The sequence below is a fragment of the Aquimarina addita genome (assembly GCF_039539305.1).
GTDB classification, from domain to species: domain Bacteria; phylum Bacteroidota; class Bacteroidia; order Flavobacteriales; family Flavobacteriaceae; genus Aquimarina; species Aquimarina addita.
Window position 1 is genome coordinate 200,744 of sequence record NZ_BAABCW010000002.1, and the last position, 25,618, is coordinate 226,361.

At 33.5% G+C, this 25,618-nt stretch carries 22 protein-coding genes; 8 read left to right on the plus strand and 14 right to left on the minus strand.

Features of this window, described 5'->3' with window-relative positions; all coding sequences use genetic code 11:
* Window positions 1-61 precede the first annotated feature (61 nt).
* The gene (locus ABD816_RS03535) at window positions 62-2,266 is read right to left on the minus strand and encodes a B12-binding domain-containing radical SAM protein (protein ID WP_344924819.1); all 2,205 of its coding nucleotides are present in this window, start codon (window positions 2,264-2,266) and stop codon (window positions 62-64) included.
* 144 nt (window positions 2,267-2,410) lie between these two features.
* Here ABD816_RS03535 and ABD816_RS03540 point away from each other — a divergent pair, with 144 nt between their 5' ends.
* Together ABD816_RS03540 and ABD816_RS03545 are read left to right on the plus strand one after the other, a co-directional pair.
* On the plus strand, window positions 2,411-3,262 hold the full coding sequence (locus ABD816_RS03540) for an SPFH domain-containing protein (RefSeq protein WP_344924821.1): 852 nt from the start codon (window positions 2,411-2,413) through the stop codon (window positions 3,260-3,262).
* Window positions 3,263-3,266: 4 nt separating this feature from the next.
* Window positions 3,267-3,458 (plus strand): type II toxin-antitoxin system antitoxin, encoded by a 192-nt coding sequence (locus ABD816_RS03545; RefSeq protein WP_344924822.1) that lies wholly within the window; start codon window positions 3,267-3,269, stop codon window positions 3,456-3,458.
* Between the two features lie 115 nt (window positions 3,459-3,573).
* Here the strand turns inward: ABD816_RS03545 and ABD816_RS03550 are convergent, their stop codons facing one another.
* From ABD816_RS03550 to ABD816_RS03580, 7 genes are all read right to left on the minus strand, one after another.
* The gene (locus ABD816_RS03550) at window positions 3,574-6,180 is read right to left on the minus strand and encodes a carboxypeptidase-like regulatory domain-containing protein (protein WP_344924823.1); all 2,607 of its coding nucleotides are present in this window, start codon (window positions 6,178-6,180) and stop codon (window positions 3,574-3,576) included.
* Window positions 6,181-6,269: 89 nt separating this feature from the next.
* Entirely contained in the window at window positions 6,270-7,061 is a 792-nt protein-coding gene (locus tag ABD816_RS03555; RefSeq protein WP_344924824.1) for a GLPGLI family protein, read from the minus strand.
* A gap of 37 nt (window positions 7,062-7,098) precedes the next feature.
* Window positions 7,099-7,278, minus strand: coding sequence for a hypothetical protein (locus ABD816_RS03560; protein WP_344924825.1), 180 nt, complete (start codon window positions 7,276-7,278; stop codon window positions 7,099-7,101).
* A gap of 301 nt (window positions 7,279-7,579) precedes the next feature.
* A complete protein-coding gene (locus tag ABD816_RS03565; RefSeq protein WP_344924826.1) occupies window positions 7,580-8,680 on the minus strand; it encodes a glycoside hydrolase family 3 N-terminal domain-containing protein in 1,101 nt (366 codons plus the stop codon).
* A 117-nt stretch (window positions 8,681-8,797) separates the two neighbouring features.
* The gene (locus ABD816_RS03570) at window positions 8,798-9,643 is read right to left on the minus strand and encodes a sulfurtransferase (protein ID WP_344924828.1); all 846 of its coding nucleotides are present in this window, start codon (window positions 9,641-9,643) and stop codon (window positions 8,798-8,800) included.
* Between the two features lie 5 nt (window positions 9,644-9,648).
* Window positions 9,649-10,107 carry a nuclear transport factor 2 family protein gene (locus ABD816_RS03575; protein WP_344924830.1) on the minus strand — a complete coding sequence of 153 codons (459 nt, stop codon included), beginning with the start codon at window positions 10,105-10,107 and terminating at the stop codon, window positions 9,649-9,651.
* A gap of 52 nt (window positions 10,108-10,159) precedes the next feature.
* Entirely contained in the window at window positions 10,160-11,155 is a 996-nt protein-coding gene (locus ABD816_RS03580; protein ID WP_344924833.1) for an NAD(P)H-dependent glycerol-3-phosphate dehydrogenase, read from the minus strand.
* 124 nt (window positions 11,156-11,279) lie between these two features.
* Between ABD816_RS03580 and ABD816_RS03585 the strand changes: the two genes are divergently transcribed.
* The 6 genes from ABD816_RS03585 (at window position 11,280) to ABD816_RS03610 (ending at window position 19,586) form a co-directional block, all read left to right on the plus strand.
* Window positions 11,280-12,203, plus strand: coding sequence for a nicotinic acid mononucleotide adenyltransferase (locus ABD816_RS03585; protein WP_344924835.1), 924 nt, complete (start codon window positions 11,280-11,282; stop codon window positions 12,201-12,203).
* A 295-nt stretch (window positions 12,204-12,498) separates the two neighbouring features.
* The gene (locus tag ABD816_RS03590; RefSeq protein ID WP_344924837.1) at window positions 12,499-13,038 is read left to right on the plus strand and encodes a 3-hydroxyanthranilate 3,4-dioxygenase; all 540 of its coding nucleotides are present in this window, start codon (window positions 12,499-12,501) and stop codon (window positions 13,036-13,038) included.
* 138 nt (window positions 13,039-13,176) lie between these two features.
* Entirely contained in the window at window positions 13,177-14,730 is a 1,554-nt protein-coding gene (amaB, locus tag ABD816_RS03595; RefSeq protein WP_344924840.1) for an L-piperidine-6-carboxylate dehydrogenase, read from the plus strand.
* A 103-nt stretch (window positions 14,731-14,833) separates the two neighbouring features.
* A complete protein-coding gene (locus ABD816_RS03600; protein WP_344924842.1) occupies window positions 14,834-15,229 on the plus strand; it encodes a hypothetical protein in 396 nt (131 codons plus the stop codon).
* A gap of 165 nt (window positions 15,230-15,394) precedes the next feature.
* Entirely contained in the window at window positions 15,395-19,078 is a 3,684-nt protein-coding gene (locus ABD816_RS03605) for a T9SS type A sorting domain-containing protein (protein ID WP_344924844.1), read from the plus strand.
* 67 nt (window positions 19,079-19,145) lie between these two features.
* Complete coding sequence (locus ABD816_RS03610; RefSeq protein WP_344924846.1) at window positions 19,146-19,586, plus strand: hypothetical protein; 441 nt, start codon at window positions 19,146-19,148, stop codon at window positions 19,584-19,586.
* Between the two features lie 27 nt (window positions 19,587-19,613).
* Here the strand turns inward: ABD816_RS03610 and ABD816_RS03615 are convergent, their stop codons facing one another.
* From ABD816_RS03615 to ABD816_RS03640, 6 genes are all read right to left on the minus strand, one after another.
* On the minus strand, window positions 19,614-20,717 hold the full coding sequence (locus ABD816_RS03615) for a TFIIB-type zinc ribbon-containing protein (protein ID WP_344924847.1): 1,104 nt from the start codon (window positions 20,715-20,717) through the stop codon (window positions 19,614-19,616).
* A gap of 53 nt (window positions 20,718-20,770) precedes the next feature.
* Window positions 20,771-21,907 carry an SPFH domain-containing protein gene (locus tag ABD816_RS03620; RefSeq protein WP_344924849.1) on the minus strand — a complete coding sequence of 379 codons (1,137 nt, stop codon included), beginning with the start codon at window positions 21,905-21,907 and terminating at the stop codon, window positions 20,771-20,773.
* Between the two features lie 92 nt (window positions 21,908-21,999).
* Window positions 22,000-22,398, minus strand: coding sequence for a VOC family protein (locus ABD816_RS03625; RefSeq protein ID WP_344924851.1), 399 nt, complete (start codon window positions 22,396-22,398; stop codon window positions 22,000-22,002).
* A 108-nt stretch (window positions 22,399-22,506) separates the two neighbouring features.
* On the minus strand, window positions 22,507-23,016 hold the full coding sequence (locus ABD816_RS03630; protein WP_344924852.1) for a collagen-like protein: 510 nt from the start codon (window positions 23,014-23,016) through the stop codon (window positions 22,507-22,509).
* 92 nt (window positions 23,017-23,108) lie between these two features.
* Window positions 23,109-23,672, minus strand: coding sequence for a collagen-like triple helix repeat-containing protein (locus tag ABD816_RS03635; RefSeq protein WP_344924854.1), 564 nt, complete (start codon window positions 23,670-23,672; stop codon window positions 23,109-23,111).
* Between the two features lie 100 nt (window positions 23,673-23,772).
* Window positions 23,773-25,464, minus strand: coding sequence for an ABC transporter ATP-binding protein (locus tag ABD816_RS03640; protein ID WP_344924856.1), 1,692 nt, complete (start codon window positions 25,462-25,464; stop codon window positions 23,773-23,775).
* Window positions 25,465-25,618 lie beyond the last annotated feature (154 nt).

The window sequence follows — 25,618 nt, forward strand, 5'->3', positions numbered from 1 at the left end:
ATTTAATAATTGGACAATGTATTTTCGCTCTTAAACGTATCATTTTTTAATTAAAATCGACTTATAAAACTAATAAACCATTTTCTCTTAGGATACTGATAGATTCTGAGTACCAAAACACTTCAAAAGCATCAAAACAGCGTTCATAGCTGGTTTTTAACTGTGCAAAGTTACAAAGAGTTGTATTTTCCATAACTGATATTTCCTCTAAGATTTCTAGTAACCATTTCGCTTTTTCTATTTCTACCGAAATTTCTATACTTTCTGAAGCATTATGAAAGGTCATTCGTGAGAACTCAATAGTCTTTCCTTTTTTTGATTTTGTAAAGTGAGAAGTAACAGGTTTACTACCTAACCAAATTATTTTGGATGTTGGTTTTGGTAATGTAGGTGTTTCTGAAGCCAGACAATCATATATAAGGTCACTATGAATTGTAGTTTGTGGAATTTTTAAATCAAACCATTCTTGTAATGGTAGATCAAATCCAATACCGTGCATATAATTGAAAAGAGATTTCTTTAATCCAAAACTAAATTTAGTGTGGTCAATGCCGGTTTCATCTCTAAAATCAATGTCATTATTAGCAAAGGAGATATCTTTATATTCAGGTATGATACCATAATTAGATGGGGTTTCGCCTATCGGACTATGTGTGGTAAGTGCAAATTGATGCCAAAACCCTGATTGTATGATACCCAATTCAAATAATTGTCGCACCATCTCCAAACTGTCAACCGTTTCCTGAATAGTTTGTGTTGGATATCCATACATCAAATAAGAATGTACCATGATGTCCGCTTCTGTAAAATTTCTTGTTACAGACGCTACCTGCGCTACAGTCACTCCTTTATCAATTAATTTTAATAAGCGATCAGAGGCAACTTCTAATCCGCCGGAGACAGCAATACATCCAGATGCTTTTAACAATAAACAAAGATCTTGGGTAAAACTTTTTTCAAACCTGATATTGGTCCACCATGTGACAGTTAATTTTCTTTTTATAATCTCAATGGCTAACGCTCTCATTAAAGCTGGAGGTGCGGCCTCATCCACAAAATGAAATCCCTTTTCTCCGGTTTGCGCAATGATATGCTCCATTCTATCTACCAGTAATTTAGCAGCGACAGGTTCATAGATTTTAATATAATCCAGAGAAATATCGCAGAACGTGCATTTACCCCAGTAACATCCATGCGCCATGGTTAATTTATTCCATCTGCCATCACTCCATAAACTATGCATTGGATTAGCAATTTCTATTACAGAAATATATTTTTCCAGTAATAAATCACTATAATCAGGAGTACCTACTTCACTTTGTTTATAATCCTTTCTAGTAGTGAAATTATTGTACACTACTTTTTTATTTTCTATAAGAAACGTTCTTTTAAAAAGGTTATGGTCAGGGTTTTCCTTTGCAGGATTCAGTATGTTAGACACTAAGAGTTCTATAGGTAGTTCTCCATCGTCTAGCGTGATATAATCAAAGAAATCAAAAACCCGGGTATCAGTAACAGTTCTCAACTCAGTATTAGGGAATCCACCGCCCATAGAAGTTTTGATGTTGGGATATTTTGATTTAATAAACTGCGCACAGCGAAAAGCACTGTATAAATTACCGGGAAATGGTACTGATATACAAACTAATGCAGGTTGTATCAGTTGTAATCTCTCTTCCAGAATTTTTAAAGTAATAGTATCAATGTAAGTTGTTTCTTCTTGTAAATATCCATGGAGTTGATCAAAGCTATTGGCACTTTGACCCAATCGCTCAGCATATCGACTAAATCCAAAATTTTCATCGATACATTCTACAATAAAATCAGATAGATCTTCAAGATAAAGTGTGGCCAGGTGTTTTGCTTTGTCCTGCATACCCATCGATCCAAAAGCCCAATCCATATCATCCAGTTGTTCAAATCTGGAAGCTTTTGGAAGAAAACTTTCAGTTATAATTTGTCTTGCAAATGTCTGTTGTTTCCCTTGTAAAAAGCTGACAACATCTTCGATTGTTTTTATATATGAATTTTTAAGAGCATAGATTCTTTGTGCATTATCTGATCGTATGTCGTCATTTTGAAGCGCAGCTTCGAATAATGCTTCTAATCCTTTTTTAGAATAGAGGTTAAGAATCACCTCAATACCCAGGTCCATCTGAAAAGAGCTAATATTTTTTGTGTTCAGGAATCCCTTTAGATAAGCCGTCGCTGGGTAGGGCGTATTTAATTGAGTAAAAGGCGGTGTTATCAGTAAAAGGTCATTCACAATAAGGATACTTCTTATGAGGTTTTTATATCCGCAAATATACGATGGGTTTTAGCTATAAAGAAAAAGAAAGGGTGATGTAGCGATCTTTCATTGTAAATTGAAAAATAATTTGTATTATTGTGATATCAAAATGATATCATTATGAAAATTGAAAAAAGTATAAAAGTTGCAAATGGGTATATAATGTTTGGAATATTAATTGTTTTAATAGCTGTTTTGCTTGTTGGAATGATTGTAACAGTAAATCCCTTGTTTTTGATTTTATTCCCTTTTATCTTATTGATTGTGAAAGGTTTTTTTATAGTTAACCCTAATAACTCTAAGGTACTAGTGTTGTTTGGTGCATATAAAGGAACTGTAAGAGATAATGGTTTCTTTTGGGCAAATCCTTTTTATTCGAAACAAAAAATTTCTTTACGAGCAAGAAATTTTGATAGTGAACGTGTCAAAGTGAATGATAAGGTTGGAAATCCTATTATGATTAATGTAATTTTAGTATGGAAGGTAAGTGATACATATAAAGCGGCTTTTGATGTAGATCATTATGAAGAATTTGTTAGAGTACAAACGGATGCGGCTGTGCGAAAACTTGCGGGATCTTATCCATATGATAATTTTGATGATGAAATGGCTGAATTAACATTGCGTTCTGGAATGGATGAGGTAAACGAGGCATTGGAAAATGAAATTACAGAACGTCTAGCTATGGCAGGAATACAAGTGCTAGAAGCGAGAATTGGTTATTTAGCTTATGCACCAGAAATCGCAAGCTCCATGCTTAAAAGACAGCAAGCTGTTGCTATTGTAGCTGCCCGTAAAAAGATTGTGGAAGGAGCAGTAGGCATGGTAGAAGATGCTTTATCAAAATTAGCTGCTGATGGTATTGTCGAATTTGATGAGGATAAAAAAGCGTCTATGGTTAGTAATTTAATGGTAGTTTTGTGTGGCGATAAAGAAGCTGTCCCTGTCATAAATGCAGGTTCTTTAAATTAATATTATGAGTAAGAAGAAATCATTTGCCCTACGGATTGATCCGGAAACCTTCAAGTCAATTGAAAAATGGGCAGATGATGAATTCCGAAGTGTTAATGGTCAATTAGAATGGATGATTCATAAATGTTTGAAAGATGCGAAAAGATTAAAAGATAAAAAGAAAACTGAAGGAACTATCAATGGAGATGAGAAATAGTAGCTAAATCTTTTGAAGTGTTAAAACCAATAAACTAATTTCATATAGCTACCTTTCTTTGATATTCTTTTTATATGATAAAAAACCAAAACTCTTTAGAGTTCTCGTATGCGACTTAGAACTTATAACCTATTTTTATTAGTAAATATCTTGGTAGCAAACGATATGAGGTACTTGATATAAAAGTATCGGTAATATTATAATCACCATACCTGCTTGTATTAAATAAATTATTCCCAATTAAGGAAAAACTCATGCGTGTATTTTTTGGCTTATACCTAAGCTCCATATCCATAAAATAATAACTGTTATCATTATTAGAAAGATTACTAAAATAATAACGTTCACTCTGGAATTCAAGTGTAAGTCTGGGGTCGACATAAAAAGAAAGATCTAAGAAAGAAGTATTTTCTGTAGCTTTGTTTTTACTGGCAGTAGTATTAATTTTATTAATATCCCAAGTAGTACCAAAATGATAATTGAATATTCCTTTAAAACCAGATCTTAATTCAAAGCCTATAGTATATTTCTCAAATTCTACTATTCTCAAATCAGAATCGTTTACTATATTTTTATACTCCGATACTGAGTACTCAGTTTTTAACTTAAAATTATTTCTAATTAACTTAATATAGCGTTCTATATGAACGTTTGCTCTATAAAATTCTCTGTTATTAATTTTAATTTTAGTGCTCTGTGTATAATTTGGTTCTATTTGCAAATTTTCACTTAAAAAATCAGAGTCCTTAACATAGGAAATTGAAATATTAGTAATAAATCGACTGCCGTAATTACCTATGTTATATCCTGCAAAGAGCTTATTAGAGTTCCATTGGTTAAAAGTTCCAGTTCCTCTGGAAAAATTTCTAAATCCAGTAAGGGCGTAATTGCTATAAACATCTGGTAAATTAGCATTAGAGGCTTTTTTTTCTGCAAAAGCAAAAAGCTTTTGGTTATCATTAATTTCCCAATTAAAATTAACCGTAGTATTAATCAAAAAGGGGGTTTCTTTTTTTAATTGTGTATCTTCTTGCAGTTCGTTTATTAATTGGTGACCTTCTAAATTTAATGCAAGATCAATATCTCTTAACTTTTTGCGATACCCAGCTGTAACATATATATCTTGTACCTGATAGGTTATTTCATTGGTATAGTCATTAGCATTAGTAAAATTCTGATCTTGATTTAGTAGAAGGCTTGATTGTAAATGATCTTTTCTGTAAGTATATCCCATACTAATATCTAATAAATCATCATTTTTTTTTCGATCTAATACATGTGATTTTAAGCCAAAAAAATCAAACTTATTTTCATTTACTTGTTGGATATTTGTGGTTTCTCCACTATTTGGAAATAATTCTTCGAATAGAAATTGATCATTATTATATATTTCCGGTCTTTTTTCACTTATAAATCTACTTGATAAAATCAATACTTTAGCATCCCTAAATCTATTGCTATATTTAATCATGTGATCATGTAATTGATTAGAGTCATTAAGAGACTCATTATTTTGTTGATCGTTAAAAAGTAGACTAGTATTTGTGGTAAAATCCGAATTATTGTACTTTCCTTCATAAAGAAGTGATTGGGCATTAGAAATATCATAGTTTAATTCTATACTACCATATCCAACAGCAGTATTTTTTATTAATTCATATGATTCGCTATTAGTAAACGAATCTTCTGAGAGTGCTGTAAAGGTATTTGTACCATTTCTAAAAAATGAGGCATCATCAGTGTTAAAAAGCCCAAGTATTTTGAGATTAATTTTTTTAGATATCTTGAAAATTGAATTAGCAGAAGCTAATTCCGCATTATTAAAATTGGTTCTTGATTTTTTTAAACCAGGTACAGAAAATGGCAAATCAATAAACGAGGTTGTAGTCTGGTTTTGGCCTATGGAACCTGGCTCATCTGTATCGTTTTGCGCATATATTAACCCTTTTACATCTTCTGTCACATCCTCTCCGATATTGTTGAGACTACTAATAATAAAGTAAATGTTTTTTTTTCCAAAATTAGAGAGAACAAGATCTACATCATATTGGTTTTCTGATATAAAACCATATCCTGAGGCTATATTACCGAACCAATCTCTTTTGAAGTCTTCATCCAGTTTTAAGTTAATCGCTACTTTTTGACTTTCTTCAATTCCTTTTAAGAGTTTATTGTTAGAATAGCGTCGTAAGACCTCGACTTTATTTATTGCGTTTACATCTAGGTTTTTGGTCAATAATTTATATCCTTTTTTAAAAAAATCATCCCCTTCTACCATTACTTTTTCTACCTCTTTTCCATCCACTTTGATCGTCCCATTTTCTAAAACATCAACTCCGGGGAGTTTTCTAAGTAAATCTTGTACGACGGTCTCTTCTCCTTGTTTAAAAGAGGACGCGTTAAAAACAATGGTATCTTTTTTTTCTGTAATCGCGAGTTCTGAGATGATGATGACCTGATCCAATTGTGTAGGAGCATCGTATAATATAACATCCTCTAACTTTTGATCACCCTGCTTAATAATTACAGGAATGTCTATAGTTTGATACCCTAATGAGGAAAAGCTCAGGGTTGCCTCACCTAGAATATCAGTCTTAATATGATATTTGCCAAGTGCATTTGTATGGGTATAGGCAACTATAGAATTACTAGGTAGCTGCTTTAGGTAGACATTAACTGATTCTATAGGCTGAGATAGGCTATCGGATATACTACCTGACAAAATGGATTGTGCAGATAAAAAGTTGCCTAATAATAAATATATTAGGCAACTATAAAATTTTAATAAATAGGTTATAGGCAATGTGTTATCTATTTATACCGTTCTATTAGATAATTATCAGGATCAGGGCAGGTAGTACAATCAGGACCTTTGAAAACTAATTTAGCACCCTTAGGTATGCGAGATTGTGCAATTGCCATCTGATCATCAAATGCATTCTTTACAGCGTTTTTATACACCTCAAAGTTTTTTGTATTTTTTTGATTTGGTTTTTTTAGATTTTCTTGCAGTATTTTTTGATCTGGTTTTAAATCAATTTTTGAGATTCTAAATCTATATTTGCCAGTGGCATCTATAACATCCATAATCAGGCCAGGTAAACCATTAAGTTTCCAAGGTCCTATATCAACAGGGATATCTGAGGTAAACCAAGCTGTATAATCTCTTCCTCTAAAGGTGGTTGTAGCTTTTTGACAGCTAAAGCCCTCAATATCTTTTTGTTCATCATACAGCACCCATATGATAGGTTCTAATGTGTTTTTTATTTCATAGGTGGTTTCCGCTATTTGTTCCTTAAACAAAATTTCATTTTGTTTCTTATCTATATAATAATAATCATAAAAACCTTTGCTAGGCATCTTTTTAGAGCTTCTGATGATTCCCTCTCGATCCATCTCTCCTTCTTTATAAGCCTCAGTTAGTTTTTTTCCTTTTCCTAATTCTATAAACAGCGATTGTTCTGTATCAAAATATAGTGCTTGAGGAGTAGCCCATAATTCCCCAGCTACATTGTTTAGTAACTTGTCATAATGTATGATACCCGATTGAGCTAGCGTAACATTTGCTAGCATAAAAGTGAAGTAAGGTATTAATGCTTTCATATTTAAATTAAAAACCATTTCTGTAATTGTTTATTTGTTAACAAGGCATTTGAATTGTATAGGATATTTGCCCATCATTACTTGTAAATGTTTCATATCTTACACACGTAGTATCTTCGATATCTGATGTGTTATCAATATCTAAAGAATTACATTCTGTTGCTGAAACAGCATAGTTTCCAGCTAAAAAGGCTAAGGTTAAAATGATATTTTTCATACTATAAAGTTTTAAAATTTAAGATTAAAAATTGATATAAAGATTGTATATATTACAGAAACGGTTTTTAAAGAATAAAAACAATTATGATCCTGAAAATTCAGAGGGGTAAATCATAGACGATAGTCAAATATACTTGTATAACTTTATTAAAAAAATCTTTACTTTCTTTTTTTTGAGGGTTTTTCCCTACAATTTATAGGGAAATATTTATTTTATTATAATGAATCAATATTCCTATTAATAAATACCAAGGGTGATTTTATGCAGTAATAATGAGAATATTATTTTCAATAAAATTCTAAATCACCCCACCACAGACTTTTAATCTCAATATCTTTTTTACAGATTGCATTACTTGTTTTTTATACTGGGGATCTGTCTTCATAGCTGTAAGTACTGCATTGATGGTTTTTTCTTCATCCTGAGGCATCAGAATAAGGTCGCAACCTGCCTTAGATGCCAATAGTGGAGCATTATCTAATATAGTGACAGCCTTCATAATATTAAGGGCATCAGAAATAATAATTCCTTTAAAACCCATTTCTTCTTTTAGTAATCCTGTTATTATTTTTCTTGAGCAACTGGATGGTAAACCGTTCGTTCCATATTTTTCATTGTTTTGTATAGTGATATGTGCGATCATAATAGATAAGACTCCATCTTCAATAATTTTTTTGTAATTATCTACCTCTTGCAGTGGACCATCAATATATACACTTTGCTTATGGGTATCTCCTTTGACCAATCCGTGTCCGGGAAAATGTTTTGCTGTAGCAATAATACCACCTTCCTGTGTGCATTTGATAAATTGATTTGCTAATGTAATCACAGTAGTTTTATCACTACCATAACTTCTGGATTTAATTGCCTCATTGCTGGCACTAATATCCAGTACTGGAGCATAATTATGGTGCACACCAATTTCTCTAAGTTCACTATTGATTATATTGACAACTTCATCAGATTGTGCTTCAGTTTTAATATCAATGGTTTTGCCTACATCTTTTGCTCCCTTAATTCTACTCGCAAAAAGACTAGGCTCTGCATCCATACTAAACAGTAAGGGTAGTGTTTTATTTTTTGCAGAAATAGCATTTAGCAGATTAATACTTTCTGTATGTTTAGCCTTCGTACCTTTTAGAAAAATAACCCCGCCTATAGCATCTGCATTTGCTAACTTTTCTACGGTTGCCATAGGTTTTCCAAGCTCTCCGGCAGAACTGATAATCATCTGAGCCACTTTTTGTCGGTCATTAAGGCGCTGATAGATAGAGTCAACGGTGTATTCCAGCTCAGAATTATAAGTGTAAAAATCCTGTAATGTAAATTTCTGGATTTGAGCCGAGCTAGAAAAATAGCATAAAAACGTTATTGTGAATAATAGAATAAGATTTCGCATAAGTGAGAACATTGTATGTTATAGTTGGTCTTTTATTTAAATTTTAGAGAATTGTTTCTGGTAATACATCAGAGACTCCTCGTCTAAGGTTTGTGATTTCTGTTTTTTTATCAAAAATCAACATTCGATAGGGATGCCGTCTATCTGTCCCCATTCACTCCAAGAACCATCATATACCTGAAGTTTTTTATATCCGCACATGTGAGCGGCTACTAAAATAATACAAGCGGTAATCCCAGAACCACAACTAAAGATCAGTCTTTTATTTTCAATATCAAAATCGTCAAAGATTTCGTTTAATTTTTCTTTAGGTAGTAGATGACCATTGTGTAATAGCCTAGTGTAAGGTAGGCTAAAAGAATTAGGAATGTGACCGCTTTTTAGATCATTTCTGGGCTCCGGAGCAGTTCCATAAAACCGTCCATGTGATCTGGCATCTAGAATTATAGAGTCTGAAGCATTTGTTTCAGAAAGCATTTTAGCTAGATCCACAACCATGGCTGAATTATAAATAGCCTTAAAATCCCCTTTTTTATAGTGAAGCGGATTTTTTGGTTTAGTTTCTGTAGGTAATGCTTGCTTCATCCAAGCGGGTAAACCGCCATCTAGAATTGCCACATTTTTATGTCCCATAATTGTGAACATCCACCATGCTCTCGGACTAGAGTAGATCCCATGTGTATCATAGATTATAATTTTATGATGGCTACATATTCCAAGACTTCTGCAGGCAATTTCAAATTCTTGTGCAGAAGGTACCATGTTTGGAAGATTGGTATTGGTTTCCGAAAATGATTTTTTAATATCAAAAAATCGCGCTCCTTTAATTTGGAGCCCTGGATTATTTGCAGTTTCTTCAGAAGTTACTTTTTTAATAGTAGCATCCAGAATTATAAGATTAGGATCATCAAGCTGTTTTAAAAGCCAATCAACAGATACCTTGGGTGATGGAAGTGGTATCATACTTTTTATCCTTGAAATTTATCAAGTGTCGCTTTTGTTTGCTGATGTAGTTTTTTCTTAAAGAAATTAGTACCTCCTAGCAATTTTCCTTTCCATCCCATTGCCTGAGATGCCCATTTATGTAAATCAAAATAATCAGTATGTTTACTGATTTTACCATCTTTAAACTCAAAACTGGCATCAATGATATTATGTACAGATCTTCCAGTTTGACTAAAATTGTACCATGCCTCCCAATGCGCAGACCCTGTTTGTTCGTTTGCTTTAATATTAGAAAATTCTACTTTTGTGCCCTTTCCATTTTTACAAAGCATCAACCACATTTTTTTAGCCCTTTCTCCTTCTAATTTTCCAAAGGCAGGATCTTCAAATACAACATCATCGTGATAACAGGATATCATTTGTTCTCCATTACTTTCTTTCAAACCTGTATAGAATTTTTTAATCAACTCTGTAGTTTCCATATGTGATTATTATTAGTAGCTTATATTGAATGCATTGATTACAAACACTGGTTTAATCTAATTTTTCAGATAATTTTTTAAAAATATTTTTCGGATTTTTATTTTCATATAATATAGCATGTACCGCATCAATGATTGGTGTTTTTGCTCCATTAGATTCATTCATCTTGTAAGCACTTTTTGCTGCATAATATCCTTCTGCTACCATGTTCATTTCCATCTGAGCACTTTTAACAGTATACCCTTTACCAATCATATTACCAAACATACGATTACGAGAGAAAATAGAATATCCTGTAACTAATAAATCACCTAAATAGGCAGAATCATTAATATTACGCTTCATTTTATGGACCTTTTTGATAAAACGCTTCATTTCTCGGATTGCATTGCTCATTAATACACTTTGAAAATTATCGCCATAACCCAATCCGTGTGCTATACCGGCAGCGATAGAATAAATATTCTTCAACATAGCAGCATACTCAGTACCAATAATATCATCACTGATCTTACAATTTATATATTCACTTTGTAAGTTATCTGCAACCACTTTTGCTTTAGACTCATCATTACAAGCGATGGTTAGATATGATAAACGCTCTAAGGCAACCTCCTCAGCGTGGCAAGGTCCTGTAATGACTCCTATATTATCAAAATCAATAGTATATTCATCATGAAAATGTTCTCCCACAATTAATCCTGTTTCAGGAACAATTCCTTTGATTGCCGAAAAGATAACTTTATCGTGTAATGATACAGTCAGTTTCTGTAATTCACTATGCAAAAAAGCGGAAGGTATAGCAAAAATTATATAATCAGCATAGGCAACAGCTTCATTAATATCATTAGTTAATTTTAATTGGTCTAGCTTAAACTCTACAGAACTTAGATAATTAGGATTATGACGTTGTCTTCTTAGGTGTTCTAATGCATATACGCTGCGCATATACCAACCTACTTCGTTTAAATTTTCAGTCAGCATTTTTACAATAGCTGTAGCCCAACTACCACCACCAATTACTGCAAATTTTAGTTTATCACTCATGGAAAAAGATTGTGGGTTCAAAAATACGGAAAATACTAATGAGTGTAAGTATTTGTTAAACAATAGTTTGTGAGTTTGGCACGTCTTTTGGTTTCTGTTAATTGAAATTGAAAACACATAGCTTATGAAAACTTTAAAATTACTTTCGGCTTTTATTATTGGTTCTTTACTATTAACTTCTTGTGTAGCAGAAGTGATTATAGAAGATGATATTCTTATTGAAGAACCTTCGATTACATTAAATCAATTATTAAATACCTATGAGATTTGGTATGTTGATATAGAACGTACTCAGGGAACAGGTGAAATTCCTTTTCTCCAGAAAGCATTTACTGTTTCTTTTAAAAATGGAGTATTTTATGCAAATAATAATCTGGTAGGAATTGGTAGTAACGGGAATGGCTTTGGATTGGACGTGGGTTTTTATGATACCAATAGAATGCAGTTAGATATTGACCATGATATAGACGGATTTTATGATCTTACGGTAGTGCAAATATCCAATAACGAAATAAAATTGATTGATCGTGTAACTAATACTAGTTACTTTTTAGAAGGATATCAACGAAATACATTTGATTATGATTTAGTATTTTATGATAACATCCATTACTTTTTACACGAGTACAGAGCTTGGGAAAAAGTGTATACAAGTCAGTTTGGTGCTCTAAATGAGTTTGATAATGAGAATTATTTGAAGTTTTTATATCAAGGATCAGGGGATAATTTTAAAAGCTCAAAAGATATTAATAATCTGAATATCAATGATATATACTACGATTATACAGGTTATTATGCAATAGATAATATTGCAAATACTGGGTACACAAAAATTTTAACACTTGATTACGATTTTTTAGGCAATGAATATTTCGAGTTAACCGTTATAAATGATAAAGAGATTAGATTATTTCATCCATCATCAGGAACAATATATGAATTTATAGGAAGAGGATTTCTTGAATTTAAAAGTACAGAGAATGGGAAGTCAGCACAAAACGACAAAAAAAGAATGAAAAAAGCTGATTTTATGAAACTTTCAAAATAAAAGTTTACTAAACAATATTTAATTTTTTTTGGTTGGTTATTTAGTTGGAAATCGTTCAACAAGAGAAATCTTGTCTGAGCGATTTCTTTTTAGTGAAACTCTGATTCTAAAGTCCTATGTATACAGATAATTGAACTAGATTCTATGTAAAACAAGATCCTTCATTTTTTATAATTATTGCGGATAAGATACTAGGAACTTATTACTTTCTTATAATAAAAAAATGATAAAATAATTGGAAACTAAATTAGATACATAAACTTCTGTATTTTTATATTTTAAAATTATACGTTTTATGTCTATTCAAAAACCATTCAATCTCAATAAGTGGATTGAAGAAAACAGAGATGTTTTAAAACCGCCTGTAGGGAATAAAAATCTATACAAAGATGCAGGTGATTATATTGTAATGATCGTTGCAGGTCCTAATGCAAGAAAGGATTATCATTATAATGAAACTGAAGAATTGTTCTATCAGTTAGAGGGCGAGATCGAAGTACATGTGCAGGAAGATGGTAAAAAGGTAACGATGAAGTTAGGTCCTGGAGATATGTATTTACATCCTGCTAAGGTTCCTCATTCTCCCGTTCGTCAGAAGGATTCTATTGGATTAGTTATTGAAAGAAAGAGAACGGATCTTGGGGCTGAAGACGGTTTGTTGTGGTTTTGTGACGTGTGCAATCATAAATTACACGAAGTATATTTTAAATTAGATGATATTGAGAAAGATTTTTTAAAACATTTTAAAGATTTCTATGGTGATAAGGAAGCCAGAACATGTAATAATTGTGGTACAATTATGCCAACCGATACCCGATTCGTATTAGAAGGATAAATATAAATTATTAGTAAATTGATGTTTTTATAAGCGTTTACATAAAGAATAATTAATTATCGATAATAAAATAAGGCAAAATTTAATATATTTTCAAAAGAATGTATCTTTGCTTTTTTATAATTAACTCAATTTACTATGGCAGCAATAGCATCAGATTTTGGAATAGAAAAGGCATTAAATCAATTAGGGATTTCTGAATTTAATAAAGGTACTTCTACGGGATCTGATTGGTTTTCTGGAGGAGATGAGATTTCATCTTATTCTCCAGTTGATGGTCTGTTAATAGGAAAGGTAACAACTACTACTAAAGAAAATTATGAGCAGGTATTAGAAAAAGCACAAGTAGCTTTTAAAGAATGGAGAACCGTGCCCGCTCCACAAAGAGGAGAGATCGTACGCCAGTTTGGAGAAGAGTTGCGTAAACTAAAAGAACCTTTAGGAAAATTAGTTTCTTATGAGATGGGGAAGTCTTATCAAGAAGGATTGGGAGAAGTACAGGAGATGATTGATATTTGTGATTTTGCAGTCGGTTTATCAAGACAATTACATGGGTTGACGATGCATTCTGAACGTCCCGGGCATCGAATGTATGAGCAATACCATCCATTAGGCATAGTTGGAATTATTTCAGCATTTAATTTTCCAGTAGCGGTTTGGGCTTGGAACACAACACTGGCTTGGATTTGTGGAGATGTATGTGTTTGGAAACCAAGTGAGAAAACACCACTTTGTGGAGTCGCCTGCCAAAATATAATAGCAAAGGTTTTAGAAAAAAATAATGTACCAGAAGGGATCTCTTGTCTGGTTAATGGAGATTACAAAGTCGGGGAGATGATGACTACAGATAAGCGTATCCCATTAATTTCTGCAACAGGTTCTACCAGAATGGGTAAAATTGTTGGTGCCACTGTTGGAGGACGTTTAGGAAAATCATTACTAGAGTTAGGAGGTAATAATGCTATCATTGTTACACCAGATGCAGATATTAAGATGACAGTAATAGGAGCTGTATTTGGAGCAGTGGGAACGGCAGGACAGCGGTGTACCTCTACACGACGATTAATTATTCATGATTCAATTTATGAAGGAGTTAAAAAAGCAGTAGTAGATGCGTATGCACAACTAAACATAGGCAACCCACTGGATGAGAATAATCATGTAGGTCCGTTAATTGATAAAGACGCGGTAAAGGGGTATGAAGATGCGTTGGTAAAAGTAGTAGAAGAAGGTGGTACTATGGTAGTAGAAGGAGGAGTACTTTCTGGCGATGGATATGAAAGTGGATGTTATGTAAAGCCAGCAATTGCAGAAGCAGAAGGTTCTTACAAAATTGTACAGCATGAAACATTTGCACCTGTATTGTATTTATTAAAATATACTGGAGATGTGGAGAACGCCATTGATATTCAGAATGGGGTTGCACAAGGATTATCCTCAGCGATTATGACCAATAATTTGCGAGAGGCTGAGCGATTTTTGTCTGTGGCAGGTTCTGATTGCGGAATAGCTAATGTAAACATAGGAACATCTGGAGCAGAAATTGGTGGAGCCTTTGGCGGGGAAAAAGACACAGGTGGAGGAAGAGAGTCAGGGTCCGATGCCTGGAAAATATATATGAGACGACAAACAAATACTATAAATTATACTACAGAATTACCGTTAGCGCAAGGTATTAAGTTTGATTTATAAATTGTTTTTTGATGCTTAAAGGGGGGTGATTTTTTATGGTCTGTGTATCTTAGCAGTGTAAAAGAAGCAACCTTTCCTATAAAATTGCATCTAATAAATACTTATGAATACTAAGAAACTGCTAATAGTATTGTTATTAATTTGTACTTCTTGTTCAGTAGATATCGACAATGACGAAGTAACTACAGATCCTGTTTTTTGTACAGAAGAGCTTCGTTACGGCCTAGAAATCACCGTTAGGTCTGCTGCTATTGATACTAATGCTATTATTATAAAAGAGGGTATTACTGTAGTAGCAAAAGATGGCGAATACAGCGAAAAATTAATAAATATAACGGGAACAGATGCTTTTATTGGAGCAGCAGAACGACCAGGTAATTATTTTATAACCATACGTGGGGAAGGTTATAAAACCTATACATCTTCTGATCCTATACTTGTAGAGAGCGATCAATGTCATGTACTCACCGAAAGTCTAGAAATTATACTTTCTCAATAGTTTGCAATTCATAAATATCTAGTTTAAAGCGACTTGGTAAAATCATTTTATTGTTGATTTTGATTAAATTAGAAAATATTAAACAACTGTTATTTTGTTTTTTTTTAACAGTTTATCCGTAATTATTAAATTAATTTAGTGGTTATTCACATAAATTAACTCAAAATGTATTTAAATTTACACAATTTTAGAAAAGGTTTTCTTGCCTTTTTTACATTGTGTTTGTGCAGTACGATAAATGCGCAGACACCAAAAACAACTCAACAAAATATTAAAAAGGGTCATGCACTGTACAAACAGATTAAAATGTTTGATAGTAAAAAAGGCTCTGCAACAACTAAGATAGAGCGAGTAGCTGATGATGCTGTGGATCGTGCTAACTACGAATTCGAACGTCTAAAAGATCCAAACACGGGTAAAATTCCGGATGGAATCAGAAAAGCTGAATTTCAGTTCTCCAGTAAAATAGCATTGGGAACAGATGTAAAAAATGCGGTCTCAAATGGACAACAGCAAAAATCAAATTCTAATTTTTCTTATTGGACAAAAAGAGGTCCATTTAACGTAGGAGGTAGAACAAGGGCCTTAGCTATTGATTACACAAACGAGAATGTAATTCTTGCAGGAGGGGTATCTGGTGGACTATGGAGATCTGAAAATAATGGTGAAACTTGGAGAAAGATTACACGATCGTTTCAAAATCCAAGTATCACAGGTATCATACAAGACCCCAGGCCTTCACAAAGCAATACGTGGTATTACATATCAGGAGAACGTTATGGAAATTCGGCCAGCGCTGGTGGAGCCTTTTATCAAGGTACTGGAATTTATAAATCACAAGATGGAGGTCGTACCTTTGAAAATCTAAGATCTACTAATGATGAAGATCCAGGTTCATTCTCGTCTCTTGACCTGCTTAATTCTATTGCTATTAATCCGGTGAATGGAGAAGTGTATGTAGGTTCCATTACCGGGATCCAACGTTCTACAGATGGAGGGAATTCTTTTACAGAAGTTTTATCAGGTGGTTTTGATGCTAAAGCAGAAGTAGTGGTAACTTCCACAGGTATATTATACGCCACCTTAGATTCTGATAGTGATCCAGGTACAGGGTTCTTTACATCATCAGATGGAATAAACTGGACAAATATAACTCCAGTAGATTTTGTTCCAGATTTTGGTAGAACCGTGATTGAAATTGATCCATCTGATGAAAGTATTGTTTATTTTCTATCACAAAATAATAGTGGTATAGGAACAGCTGCTCTCTTAAATAAATATAATTCGACTCCAACCGATACAGAAGAGATATGGATAGATCTAAGTAGTAATTTACCTTTTGGTATCGGAGGAAGTGTAGGTAATTTAAATCTGCAAGGTGAGTATAATATGGTATTAGAAGTGCACCCTACAGATAGTAATATTATTTTTGTAGGAGGGACTAATATATATAGATCTACTACTGGATTTACAACACCAACAGGTCAAGATAGCTGGATTGCAGGATATTCTCCATTAAATAATGTGAGTTTATACACGAATCAGCACCCTGATCAACACGCCTTTCTTTTTTACCCATCAAACCCTAATAAGGTATTGTCTGGAAATGATGGAGGCGTATATGTAACAGAAGATATTTTAGCAACAAATCCTGGTGTTGAGCCAGTCACTTGGGTTGATCTTAATAATGGATATCTTACTACCCAGCCTTATCACGTTGCTTTTGATCCAGAGCCTAATACAGACGATTTGGTTGCTGGTTTTCAGGATAATGGTACCTGGTTTACTAATAGTACAGAAACAAATGCTGTTTGGGAAGAAGATTTTGGTGGAGATGGAACGTACAGTGCTATAGCAGATGGAGGACTAACTCGTTATGTTTCTTCACAACGGGGAAACGTTTTTCGATTTAATTTTGATGAGGAAGGTACATTCGAATCCTTTTCAGCTGTAGAACCAGCAGCAGCAGGTGGATTTTCATTTGTGAATCCATTTGTTTTGGATCCTAATAACGATAATATTATGTATATGCCGGCACTTACTACGATCTGGCGTAATAATGATCTGGATGGGCTTCCATTATTTACTAATGGTGCTGCTACAGAAAACTGGGTAAATATTACCGCTTCTAATACACCGGATGGTTCTACGATTACTTCTTTGGATATTTCTAAATATCCTGTTGCTAATATTTTATATTATGGTACAAATAGTGGTTTGATATTTAAAATTGATAACGCTAATATAGATGATCAAATCGCTGAAGACCTTGCTACAGGAAAAGGATTACCTGTGGGAACTGTTAACGATATTAATGTAGATCCGTCAAACTCTGATAGAGTGGTTATTACTTTTTCTAATTATGGAATTCCAAGTTTATTTATTACCGAAAATGGAGGAGAAAGCTGGACAGATATAAGTGGAAACTTAGAAGAAAATAGAGACGGAACCGGAACAGGCCCATCCGTAAGAAGTACTGCTTTTTTAGGAGCAAGTCGTTCTACTCAATCTAACGGACAAACTATATTTGCTGCGACGAGTACGGGACTCTATTATACAAATCGCCTTAATGGGCAAAATACAGTGTGGAGAAAAGAAAACAATGTAATTGGTGACGCTGTAGCAGATGAGGTAGCTACTAGAAAAGATGGGTTTATTGCACTTGCAGTGCACGGAAATGGTTTGTTTAGTGCACGCCTTCCCGTTATAACTCCACTTCCTGAAGCTTCCTTGACCGCCACCTTTTTATTAAATGATATTTTTATTGATGAAGGTGAAAGTCAAGAAATAAGTATTGATATTACTGATTTATTTGTACAATCTGAGGGATTACCCATAGAGATCGAATTAACCAATTCTAATCCTGAACTGGTTACAGTTACAAGATCAGACGAAACCCTTCTCGTATCATATGCGGGTGAAAATATTGGTCAGGCAGCGATTGGTTTAATTGCTTCTTCTGGAGAAGAACAAGTTTCTGAGGGCTTTACAGTAACAGTTTCTGAGCCATCAATCTATGAGCAAACTAATGCAATTATTAGTAGTTTGCCATCTCAAAATTTTCTGGATTTTGGAGCTGTTGTTCAGGCTGCCGATGATTTTACGATACCAGAGGGTAATGTTTGGAATGTGGACAGAATCATTGCTTTTGGAGGGGCAAATGGCACTCCTATTTTTGATAGTGTAAGTATAGAAATTTATGAAGATACTAATGGTATACCAGGAGCTTCAATTTATAACAGTGGTGCAATTGCCCCGGTATCAGAATTAGATAGTCCTACTCTTTCAATAACATTGCCTGAGGCGGTACGCTTAGAAAGTGGTAATTATTGGATATCCATTTATGTTAATGTAGCGTTTGATGGAGAAAATCAATGGTTCTGGAGTTCACAAAATAATGAAGTAGGTGCAGAAAGTCAATGGATTGATGTGGCAAATCTCTTTGGTGTAGGAGCTACTGAATGGATTCCAGCTTCTGTTGCACTGGGTAGAGATCCGTTAGATCAGACTTTTCAGATTTTTGGGGATATAGAAGACGTGGGGATTACCCCTAATGGAGCAGAAATAAACGAACAAGAACCTTTAGCAGTATTAACCTCTGAAATTAGTTCGTTAGTGTGGCCTAATCCTTCCTCAGATCAGTTTACATTTAGTTTTGAAGCGCTTGACTTAGGAGAAAGGATATCAATTCAAATATTTGATATTTCTGGAAAATTAATTCATAATGCATCAAACCTAGATGTAAAAGAAAACCATCTATGGAATGCTTCTAATATGAATTCAGGGTTTTATTTCGTGAATTTATCTAGTGATGTGTCTAGTAAAAGTTTTAAAATTATTAAGAATTAAAATTTATAAAATGAAGAAGCCGTTAATTTTTTTTAACGGCTTTTTTTAATTTAGAATAATGAAAAGTATGAATCGCATCATTTGTTTTCTGACGATAATTGTTTTAATTTCTTGTAAATCTAATACGACCATAGCTCAGCAAAATGAAAGTGATTCCATATCAAAACCTCCGGTCGAAAAACCAAAATTCTATGAGGTTAATGCACCTCAGGTTGATCCTAATACAATTATTTTTAAAGGAATTATTACGGGTAAAACAACACAGCAAGATGTATGCGGAAAAAAGAACCTTAATACTATAGAAATAAAAGTTACTAACGTTGTTGCTTCTGGTGCCGGATTATCTTCAACTTTAACAATAGGAAATCATATTTTTTTAGTCCATATAGATAAGATTGCTAAACGTATAAAAAAAATGACTAATAATAGTACAATACAGTTTATTGCAAAAGAAAAATTATGTCAAGATATGAGCACTACTTCTTATGAACTTATAGAAATGAAGTAACGCTTGTAACTAACTTTATAATTTCTTTTATTTATTGTATAACCAGACAATGATTCCAATAATGGTAACAATTAATAAGATAAAGAAAAATATTTTCCAGAACGAATAAGGTCTTTTACCTGAAATATTACCGGTTTGCCCATTTATAAAGAAATGATATTTTTTACCACTGTATTTATATGAACTAATATATACAGGGAGCAGTATATGTTTAAAAGTTTCTTCTGATAAACTCATATCGATAGAGTGAACTCTTTGTGTGTCACCTCCGATATCAGTGCGTGCCCATGAGCGAGCAATATTTTCAGCTTCGCGTGTAGAGGACAAATGACCATCTTTTAACGGAATAGTATATTTTTCAGTTACAAAACCTGCTAAAAATGATGTATTAAAAGGTTCTAATGCATCTAAATTCCAGTGCGCTATTTTGGTGGGTATTGTATTTTGTTTTTGTGCTGATGCTTTAATAAGCGTATCATCTACAAAACCTTTAATACTTCCATTGCTCTGGGTCCATCTCGTTCTTCGTTCCTGTCTGGTTCTACGTACTGATTTTCCATTGACGGTGGTAGTATATGGAACGCTTACATAGTAGTAATCACCACGTTCTCCTGTATAGTCAGCGTATAATTGTGCGTCAAAAGTCCAATATGGTAGATACAGCCCTTTGGTATATTCTGGGTCTAATGCTGCTTTTTTTAAATTGTTAGGAGCAAACCAGAGTCCCTTTACCCATTTTGAAAATATTTGATGCGATTGTTTTTGATCAAATTGAAAAGGGAGCACAGCACCAGGTAGAATCCAATCCTCTTTATATGCATCTTCTACAATTAGTGGCATCGTACAATATACACAATGTAGAGATTTATAATTTTCCTCTACATGCTGGTTAGCACCGCAATTTTTGCAATGTAGCATGAGTATCTCTTCAGAATGGGATACCGATCCCATTTCTGAAAGATATGGTTTAAGTTCTAGTTCTTTAAATCCATCTTGATGAGGAATAATTGTTTCTTCATGCCCACAATAATCACACGTTATCTGAGTGGTTCCTGGTTTATAGGTTAACTCAGCACCACAATTAACACAAGACTTTTTTTGTTCAGAAAATGCTTTTTTTTCTTCTTCCATAACATGGTCATTCTGATGAAGACCAGAATTTAATGAATATGATTTTGTTTTAATTAGTTTCCTGGTAGTGGTGGTGGTGTATTACCTCCTAAGAATGATTTTAATTCTTCTACATCCTTAAGTGGAGTCCAATTATTCATTCCTTGTTTCCAGACAAGAGAATCTTTGTTTACGGTTCTGTTAGCGAATAATACTTTTAGCTGATCAAAGGATACAGGCCCTGCTTGTTGCCCATTAGTCGCATAAAAATATTGAACTTGCACTGGCATTGGTGGTGGAGCTACTGGTGAAGTTGGTTGGGATTGCACAGGTTGTTGAGCTGTCATAGGATTCATCATCCCACCCATCTGTTGAGCGAGTACAAACCCCATACCCATACCCATTCCAGCACCTGCGGTTCCTCCTTCATTTGCTGCGGCTGCTTCAATGGCTTTTGCCGTTTTAAATTTAGTTAATTTATCAAGATCTAACTTGTCAATTCTGCTATACTCAAAAATTTCTTTTTTCAACTCTTCTGGCATAGAAACATTTTCTATATAAAATCTTTCCAGCGAGATACCCACAGCATTAAACTCCGGTTGCATCACTTCCATACAAGTTTCAGATAACTCACTGGTATTTGCTGCATATAACTCAATAGGTAAGTTTGCCTCTCCAATGGTGTCTGTAAAGCGGGTAGCTATTAAACTCTTTAGATGTTCATTAATTTCGTAATTGGTAAAATTAGCGTCCGTGCCTACAATATCGACAATAAATTTTCCGGCATCGTTAATTTTAAAAGCATAGGTACCAAATGCTCTGATTTCAACTAATCCAAAACGATCATCGTTTAAAGTTATAGGGTTTTTAGTTCCCCATTTTTCATCTGTAAATAAATGGGTGTTTACAAAGTATACTTCTGCTTTAAATGGACTATTAAAACCATATTTCCATCCTTTTAAAGTGGTTAAAATAGGTAGGTTTTGAGTATCTAAAGTATAGGTTCCTGATGTAAAAACATCTGCTAACTGTCCTTCATTAATGAAAACAGCAGTTTGTCCTTCTCTAACGATCAGCTTTGCACCGTTTTTTATCTCATTTTGATAACGTTCAAATCTATGAACGATAGTGTCGTTAGTGCTATCTAACCATTCAATAATATCGATAAATTCATGGCTAAGCTTTTTCTTTATTTCGTCAAAAATTCCCATTAGTAAGTTGATTTATAATTTGTGTTCTAAAACTACGAAATCCTATGGTTGATGAAAAATTTTAGAGTAGTAAATTAAAAACTGAAAGGATATTACTCGTGTAGTTTATAATTACTGATTTGTGCTAAAAAAGTTTCTTCATCTTTATAAGCAATAAGATTACCATCCGGGTCATAGAATTTAGCAACCGTTCCCCAGTCATTTTCTTGATAATCAACCTCGATATTTTTTAATCGTAGTTGCTCTGCATGACCTTTAACATCATCTGTGTTGATTCGTATGCAAGAAAAAACCCTTTTATGTTCTGGAGGAAGATTCTTATAAGTGTTCCGATCTTCTATTTCTACCATAAGATACGTACCATGTAAATCAAAACAAGTTAATTGATTATTTTGAAAAAGTATGGTAAGCCCAACTATTTCCTGATAAAACTTAATACATTCGAGATAGTTTTGTACATACAGTATGGTGCCTGTTCTTTTAATTGTCATACTTGTCATTTTGAGAAAACAAGATAAAAAAAAGCAACTATTTTTATAGCTACTTTTTTTTACTTTTTACATATAAAAATAGATAGTAATACTATTAATGATCACATTTTATTTTTTTAGAAAAGATTCTACCTCATAATAATTAGAAAAATCAACGGCATTAACATCATTACCTGCTACTAGTACGAATCGAAAATCTAATGTCTGGTCAAATAGAGAGGTTAATATAATTTTGCCTACTTCTATTCTATCAATATCCAAGCGTGTTTCTCCGCCAATTACTATGGGTAAGGTTTCCCAAAAAGCATTGCCATTAACTGTCGTATATCCATATACGAAACCATTATCATATATCTCCTGGGTTAATTCAGGAACTTCGAATTCATTTTGACCTGTAGATATAGCATATGCATCAAAAGATATGGAAATAACATTGGCATTACCATCTTCTCCATCAGTTCCATCAGCACCATTTTGGCCATCTGCACCATCAGCACCAGCGACGCCTTGAACTCCATCTGCACCATCCATACCATCTTCTCCCTCACAAGAGATACTTGTTATTATTAAAGCAAAAGCCATTGTAAAATACGTTAAAAATTTTAGTGTTGTTTTCATCATTTTAAGTTTTGTGATTTATTATTAGTGTACATTGGAATAAAGAAGTAAACATGAATGCCTCTTTTTCTATGTTTAAAAATGGAATATATTTAGAAGGTCTCTTTTACGATTATTTTACCGTTCCAACCTCCTGGATCCAAGACAATACCCGAAGAAGTACCTGTATTGGTTCTTGCATATATCTGAACGGTATGATCTCCTATGTCAACATTTTCAAATACATCGAAAACAGAAATAAACTCTTCAGCATTACTTATGCCAATAGCACCATTATTTAGTAAGCTTCCTAGATTACCGTCCAGTCTAATTTCAAAACTAATACCAGAGGCTCCTCCAGCAAAAGTGCCGCTAGCTATGTTTGAGTTTAAAAACACCTCAATATATGAGTCGTCATATGTCTTTGTGAAATTTAAAACCGGTCCTACTGGAGTAGCGGTACTCGTAACATCATAGGAAGAATTATTGAGGGATCCGGATTCTGTGTAAATTGAAGATCGTGTAGGTCCAGGTTCCCCTTGTTCTCCAGGGATTCCCTGTTCTCCTTGTACTCCGTCAGCACCATCCATGCCATCTTCTCCTTCGCAGGATGTACTGGTTACTACTATGGCAAAAGCCATCATAAAATACGTTAAAAATCTTAGTGTTGTTTTCATTGTGTTACCTTTTAATTGTTTGTAGTTGGTGTCAATTACAATGAAGAGGTAAACATGAAATAACAAAAAGGATATTATTATTTGAAAATGCTATAGTATTTTATATTCCTTTTGGGATAGCATTAATCAATTTTTTAGTATAAGCTTTCTGGGGGTTTTGATAGATCTGATCAGCGTCTCCTTGTTCTTCGATTTTACCTTTATTCATGACCAATAGTTGATCAGACATATATTTTACCACCGCAAGATCATGTGAAATAAAGATATAGGTAAAGCCAAAATTTTCTTTGAGTTCGTTCAGTAGATTGAGAACTTGTGCCTGAACTGAAATGTCTAAGGCACTTACGGATTCATCACAAATTATCAATTTTGGTTCTAGTGCAATAGTTCTGGCAATACCTATTCGCTGACGCTGCCCTCCACTGAACTCGTGTGGGTATCTATTAAAAAAATCAGGATCGAGCCCTACTCTATGTAGGAGATCCATTGTTTTTTCTTTTCGTTCAGCGTCGTTTGCAAATAACTTATGTGTTTTCATGGGCTCCATAATTGCTTTTCCTACAGTGAGTCTGGGATTGAGTGAGGCAAATGGATCCTGAAATATTAGCTGAATTTCTTTTCTTAACTTTCTGATTTGTGACGATGATAATTTAGTAATATCTTCCCCTTTATATAAGATTTCCCCCTGATTAGCTTTCTGTAGTTGTAAAATTGTATTTCCTAGTGTAGATTTACCACATCCAGACTCTCCTACCAGACCCAGAGTTTCTCCTTCATATAATTTAAAACTTACATCATCCACTGCTTTAAATTCTTTTTTACCAAATAACCCTACTTTTGATAAAAAAAATTTTTCTACATTTCGGACTTCCAGTAAAGCCGGAGCACTATATAATTTTTTATGATGCGTGTTTCGCTGTTCTTGTGTTACAACTTCTGTTTCTTTTTCCTGATGACTTAGGTAATCCTGTATCGTTGGTAATTTTTTTAATCTAACATCGAGTGAGGGTCTGGCATAAATTAAGGCTTTAGTGTATTCTTGTTTTGGAGATTCAAAAATTTGATTTTTAGAGCCATATTCTACAATTTTCCCCTTAAACATTACAACTACTTTATCTGCAATTTCAGAAACTAAGGATAAATCATGTGAGATAAACAGAATACTCATTTTATATTCTTGTTGTAATTGTTTTAGTAAAGCAACAATTTCTTTTTGTACCGTTACATCCAGAGCAGTAGTGGGTTCATCTGCTATCAGTAACTTAGGTTTACAAGCAATTGCCATAGCAATCATAATTCGTTGCTTTTGACCTCCGCTTAATTGATGAGGATATGAGTTATATGCACGTTCTATATCGTGCAGTTGTACTTTTTTAAATAATGAAAGTACTTCGGATTTTGCTTCAGATTTTGATAGTTTAGTATGCTGTAAAATGATTTCAATTACTTGTTTTCCACATTTCATAGATGGATTTAATGAGCTCATGGGTTCCTGAAAAATCATGGCGATTTCATTTCCACGAATAGCTCTTAATTCTTTAGCATCCATATTTAACAAAGAACGACCATCATATTGAATGGAACCACTATTAATTGTAGTTACATTTTTTGGTAATAATCCCATAATTGCTAATGAGGTAACCGATTTTCCGCTTCCTGATTCACCTACCACTCCCAAAATTTCATTAGGAGCCATAGCAATTGAGATATTATGTAATACTTGATTCTCTTTATTTTCAGAAGAAAAAGAAACGCTTAGATTTTTAACAGAAAGTAGTGTGGTAGTATCCATAGGTTCAAAACTAGGTAAATGTAATGAATTCAGTATAAACAGACATATAGTTGGTTTATTCAATAGAATTCTCCTTGGGTGTAGTGCTTAGAAGCAAGATAAAAGTGAGTACAGTCTTGTTTCCAGGTTCTTGTAACAGAGCGATCTTGTTTCT

What these genes read in the sequence shown, in the direction of transcription:
- ABD816_RS03585 (WP_344924835.1), top strand. Translation starts at nt 11,280, where the DNA reads ATGAAAACTTTAAAATTACTTTCGGCTTTTATTATTGGTTCTTTACTA.
- ABD816_RS03625 (WP_344924851.1), bottom strand. Translation starts at nt 22,398, where the DNA reads ATGACAATTAAAAGAACAGGCACCATACTGTATGTACAAAACTATCTC.
- ABD816_RS03555 (WP_344924824.1), bottom strand. Translation starts at nt 7,061, where the DNA reads ATGAAAGCATTAATACCTTACTTCACTTTTATGCTAGCAAATGTTACG.
- ABD816_RS03600 (WP_344924842.1), top strand. Translation starts at nt 14,834, where the DNA reads ATGAATACTAAGAAACTGCTAATAGTATTGTTATTAATTTGTACTTCT.
- ABD816_RS03640 (WP_344924856.1), bottom strand. Translation starts at nt 25,464, where the DNA reads ATGGATACTACCACACTACTTTCTGTTAAAAATCTAAGCGTTTCTTTT.
- ABD816_RS03605 (WP_344924844.1), top strand. Translation starts at nt 15,395, where the DNA reads ATGTATTTAAATTTACACAATTTTAGAAAAGGTTTTCTTGCCTTTTTT.
- ABD816_RS03565 (WP_344924826.1), bottom strand. Translation starts at nt 8,680, where the DNA reads ATGCGAAATCTTATTCTATTATTCACAATAACGTTTTTATGCTATTTT.
- ABD816_RS03580 (WP_344924833.1), bottom strand. Translation starts at nt 11,155, where the DNA reads ATGAGTGATAAACTAAAATTTGCAGTAATTGGTGGTGGTAGTTGGGCT.
- ABD816_RS03635 (WP_344924854.1), bottom strand. Translation starts at nt 23,672, where the DNA reads ATGAAAACAACACTAAGATTTTTAACGTATTTTATGATGGCTTTTGCC.
- ABD816_RS03615 (WP_344924847.1), bottom strand. Translation starts at nt 20,717, where the DNA reads ATGGAAGAAGAAAAAAAAGCATTTTCTGAACAAAAAAAGTCTTGTGTT.
- ABD816_RS03575 (WP_344924830.1), bottom strand. Translation starts at nt 10,107, where the DNA reads ATGGAAACTACAGAGTTGATTAAAAAATTCTATACAGGTTTGAAAGAA.
- amaB (WP_344924840.1), top strand. Translation starts at nt 13,177, where the DNA reads ATGGCAGCAATAGCATCAGATTTTGGAATAGAAAAGGCATTAAATCAA.
- ABD816_RS03570 (WP_344924828.1), bottom strand. Translation starts at nt 9,643, where the DNA reads ATGATACCACTTCCATCACCCAAGGTATCTGTTGATTGGCTTTTAAAA.
- ABD816_RS03560 (WP_344924825.1), bottom strand. Translation starts at nt 7,278, where the DNA reads ATGAAAAATATCATTTTAACCTTAGCCTTTTTAGCTGGAAACTATGCT.
- ABD816_RS03630 (WP_344924852.1), bottom strand. Translation starts at nt 23,016, where the DNA reads ATGAAAACAACACTAAAATTTTTAACGTATTTTACAATGGCTTTTGCT.
- ABD816_RS03540 (WP_344924821.1), top strand. Translation starts at nt 2,411, where the DNA reads ATGAAAATTGAAAAAAGTATAAAAGTTGCAAATGGGTATATAATGTTT.
- ABD816_RS03610 (WP_344924846.1), top strand. Translation starts at nt 19,146, where the DNA reads ATGAATCGCATCATTTGTTTTCTGACGATAATTGTTTTAATTTCTTGT.
- ABD816_RS03620 (WP_344924849.1), bottom strand. Translation starts at nt 21,907, where the DNA reads ATGGGAATTTTTGACGAAATAAAGAAAAAGCTTAGCCATGAATTTATC.
- ABD816_RS03590 (WP_344924837.1), top strand. Translation starts at nt 12,499, where the DNA reads ATGTCTATTCAAAAACCATTCAATCTCAATAAGTGGATTGAAGAAAAC.
- ABD816_RS03545 (WP_344924822.1), top strand. Translation starts at nt 3,267, where the DNA reads ATGAGTAAGAAGAAATCATTTGCCCTACGGATTGATCCGGAAACCTTC.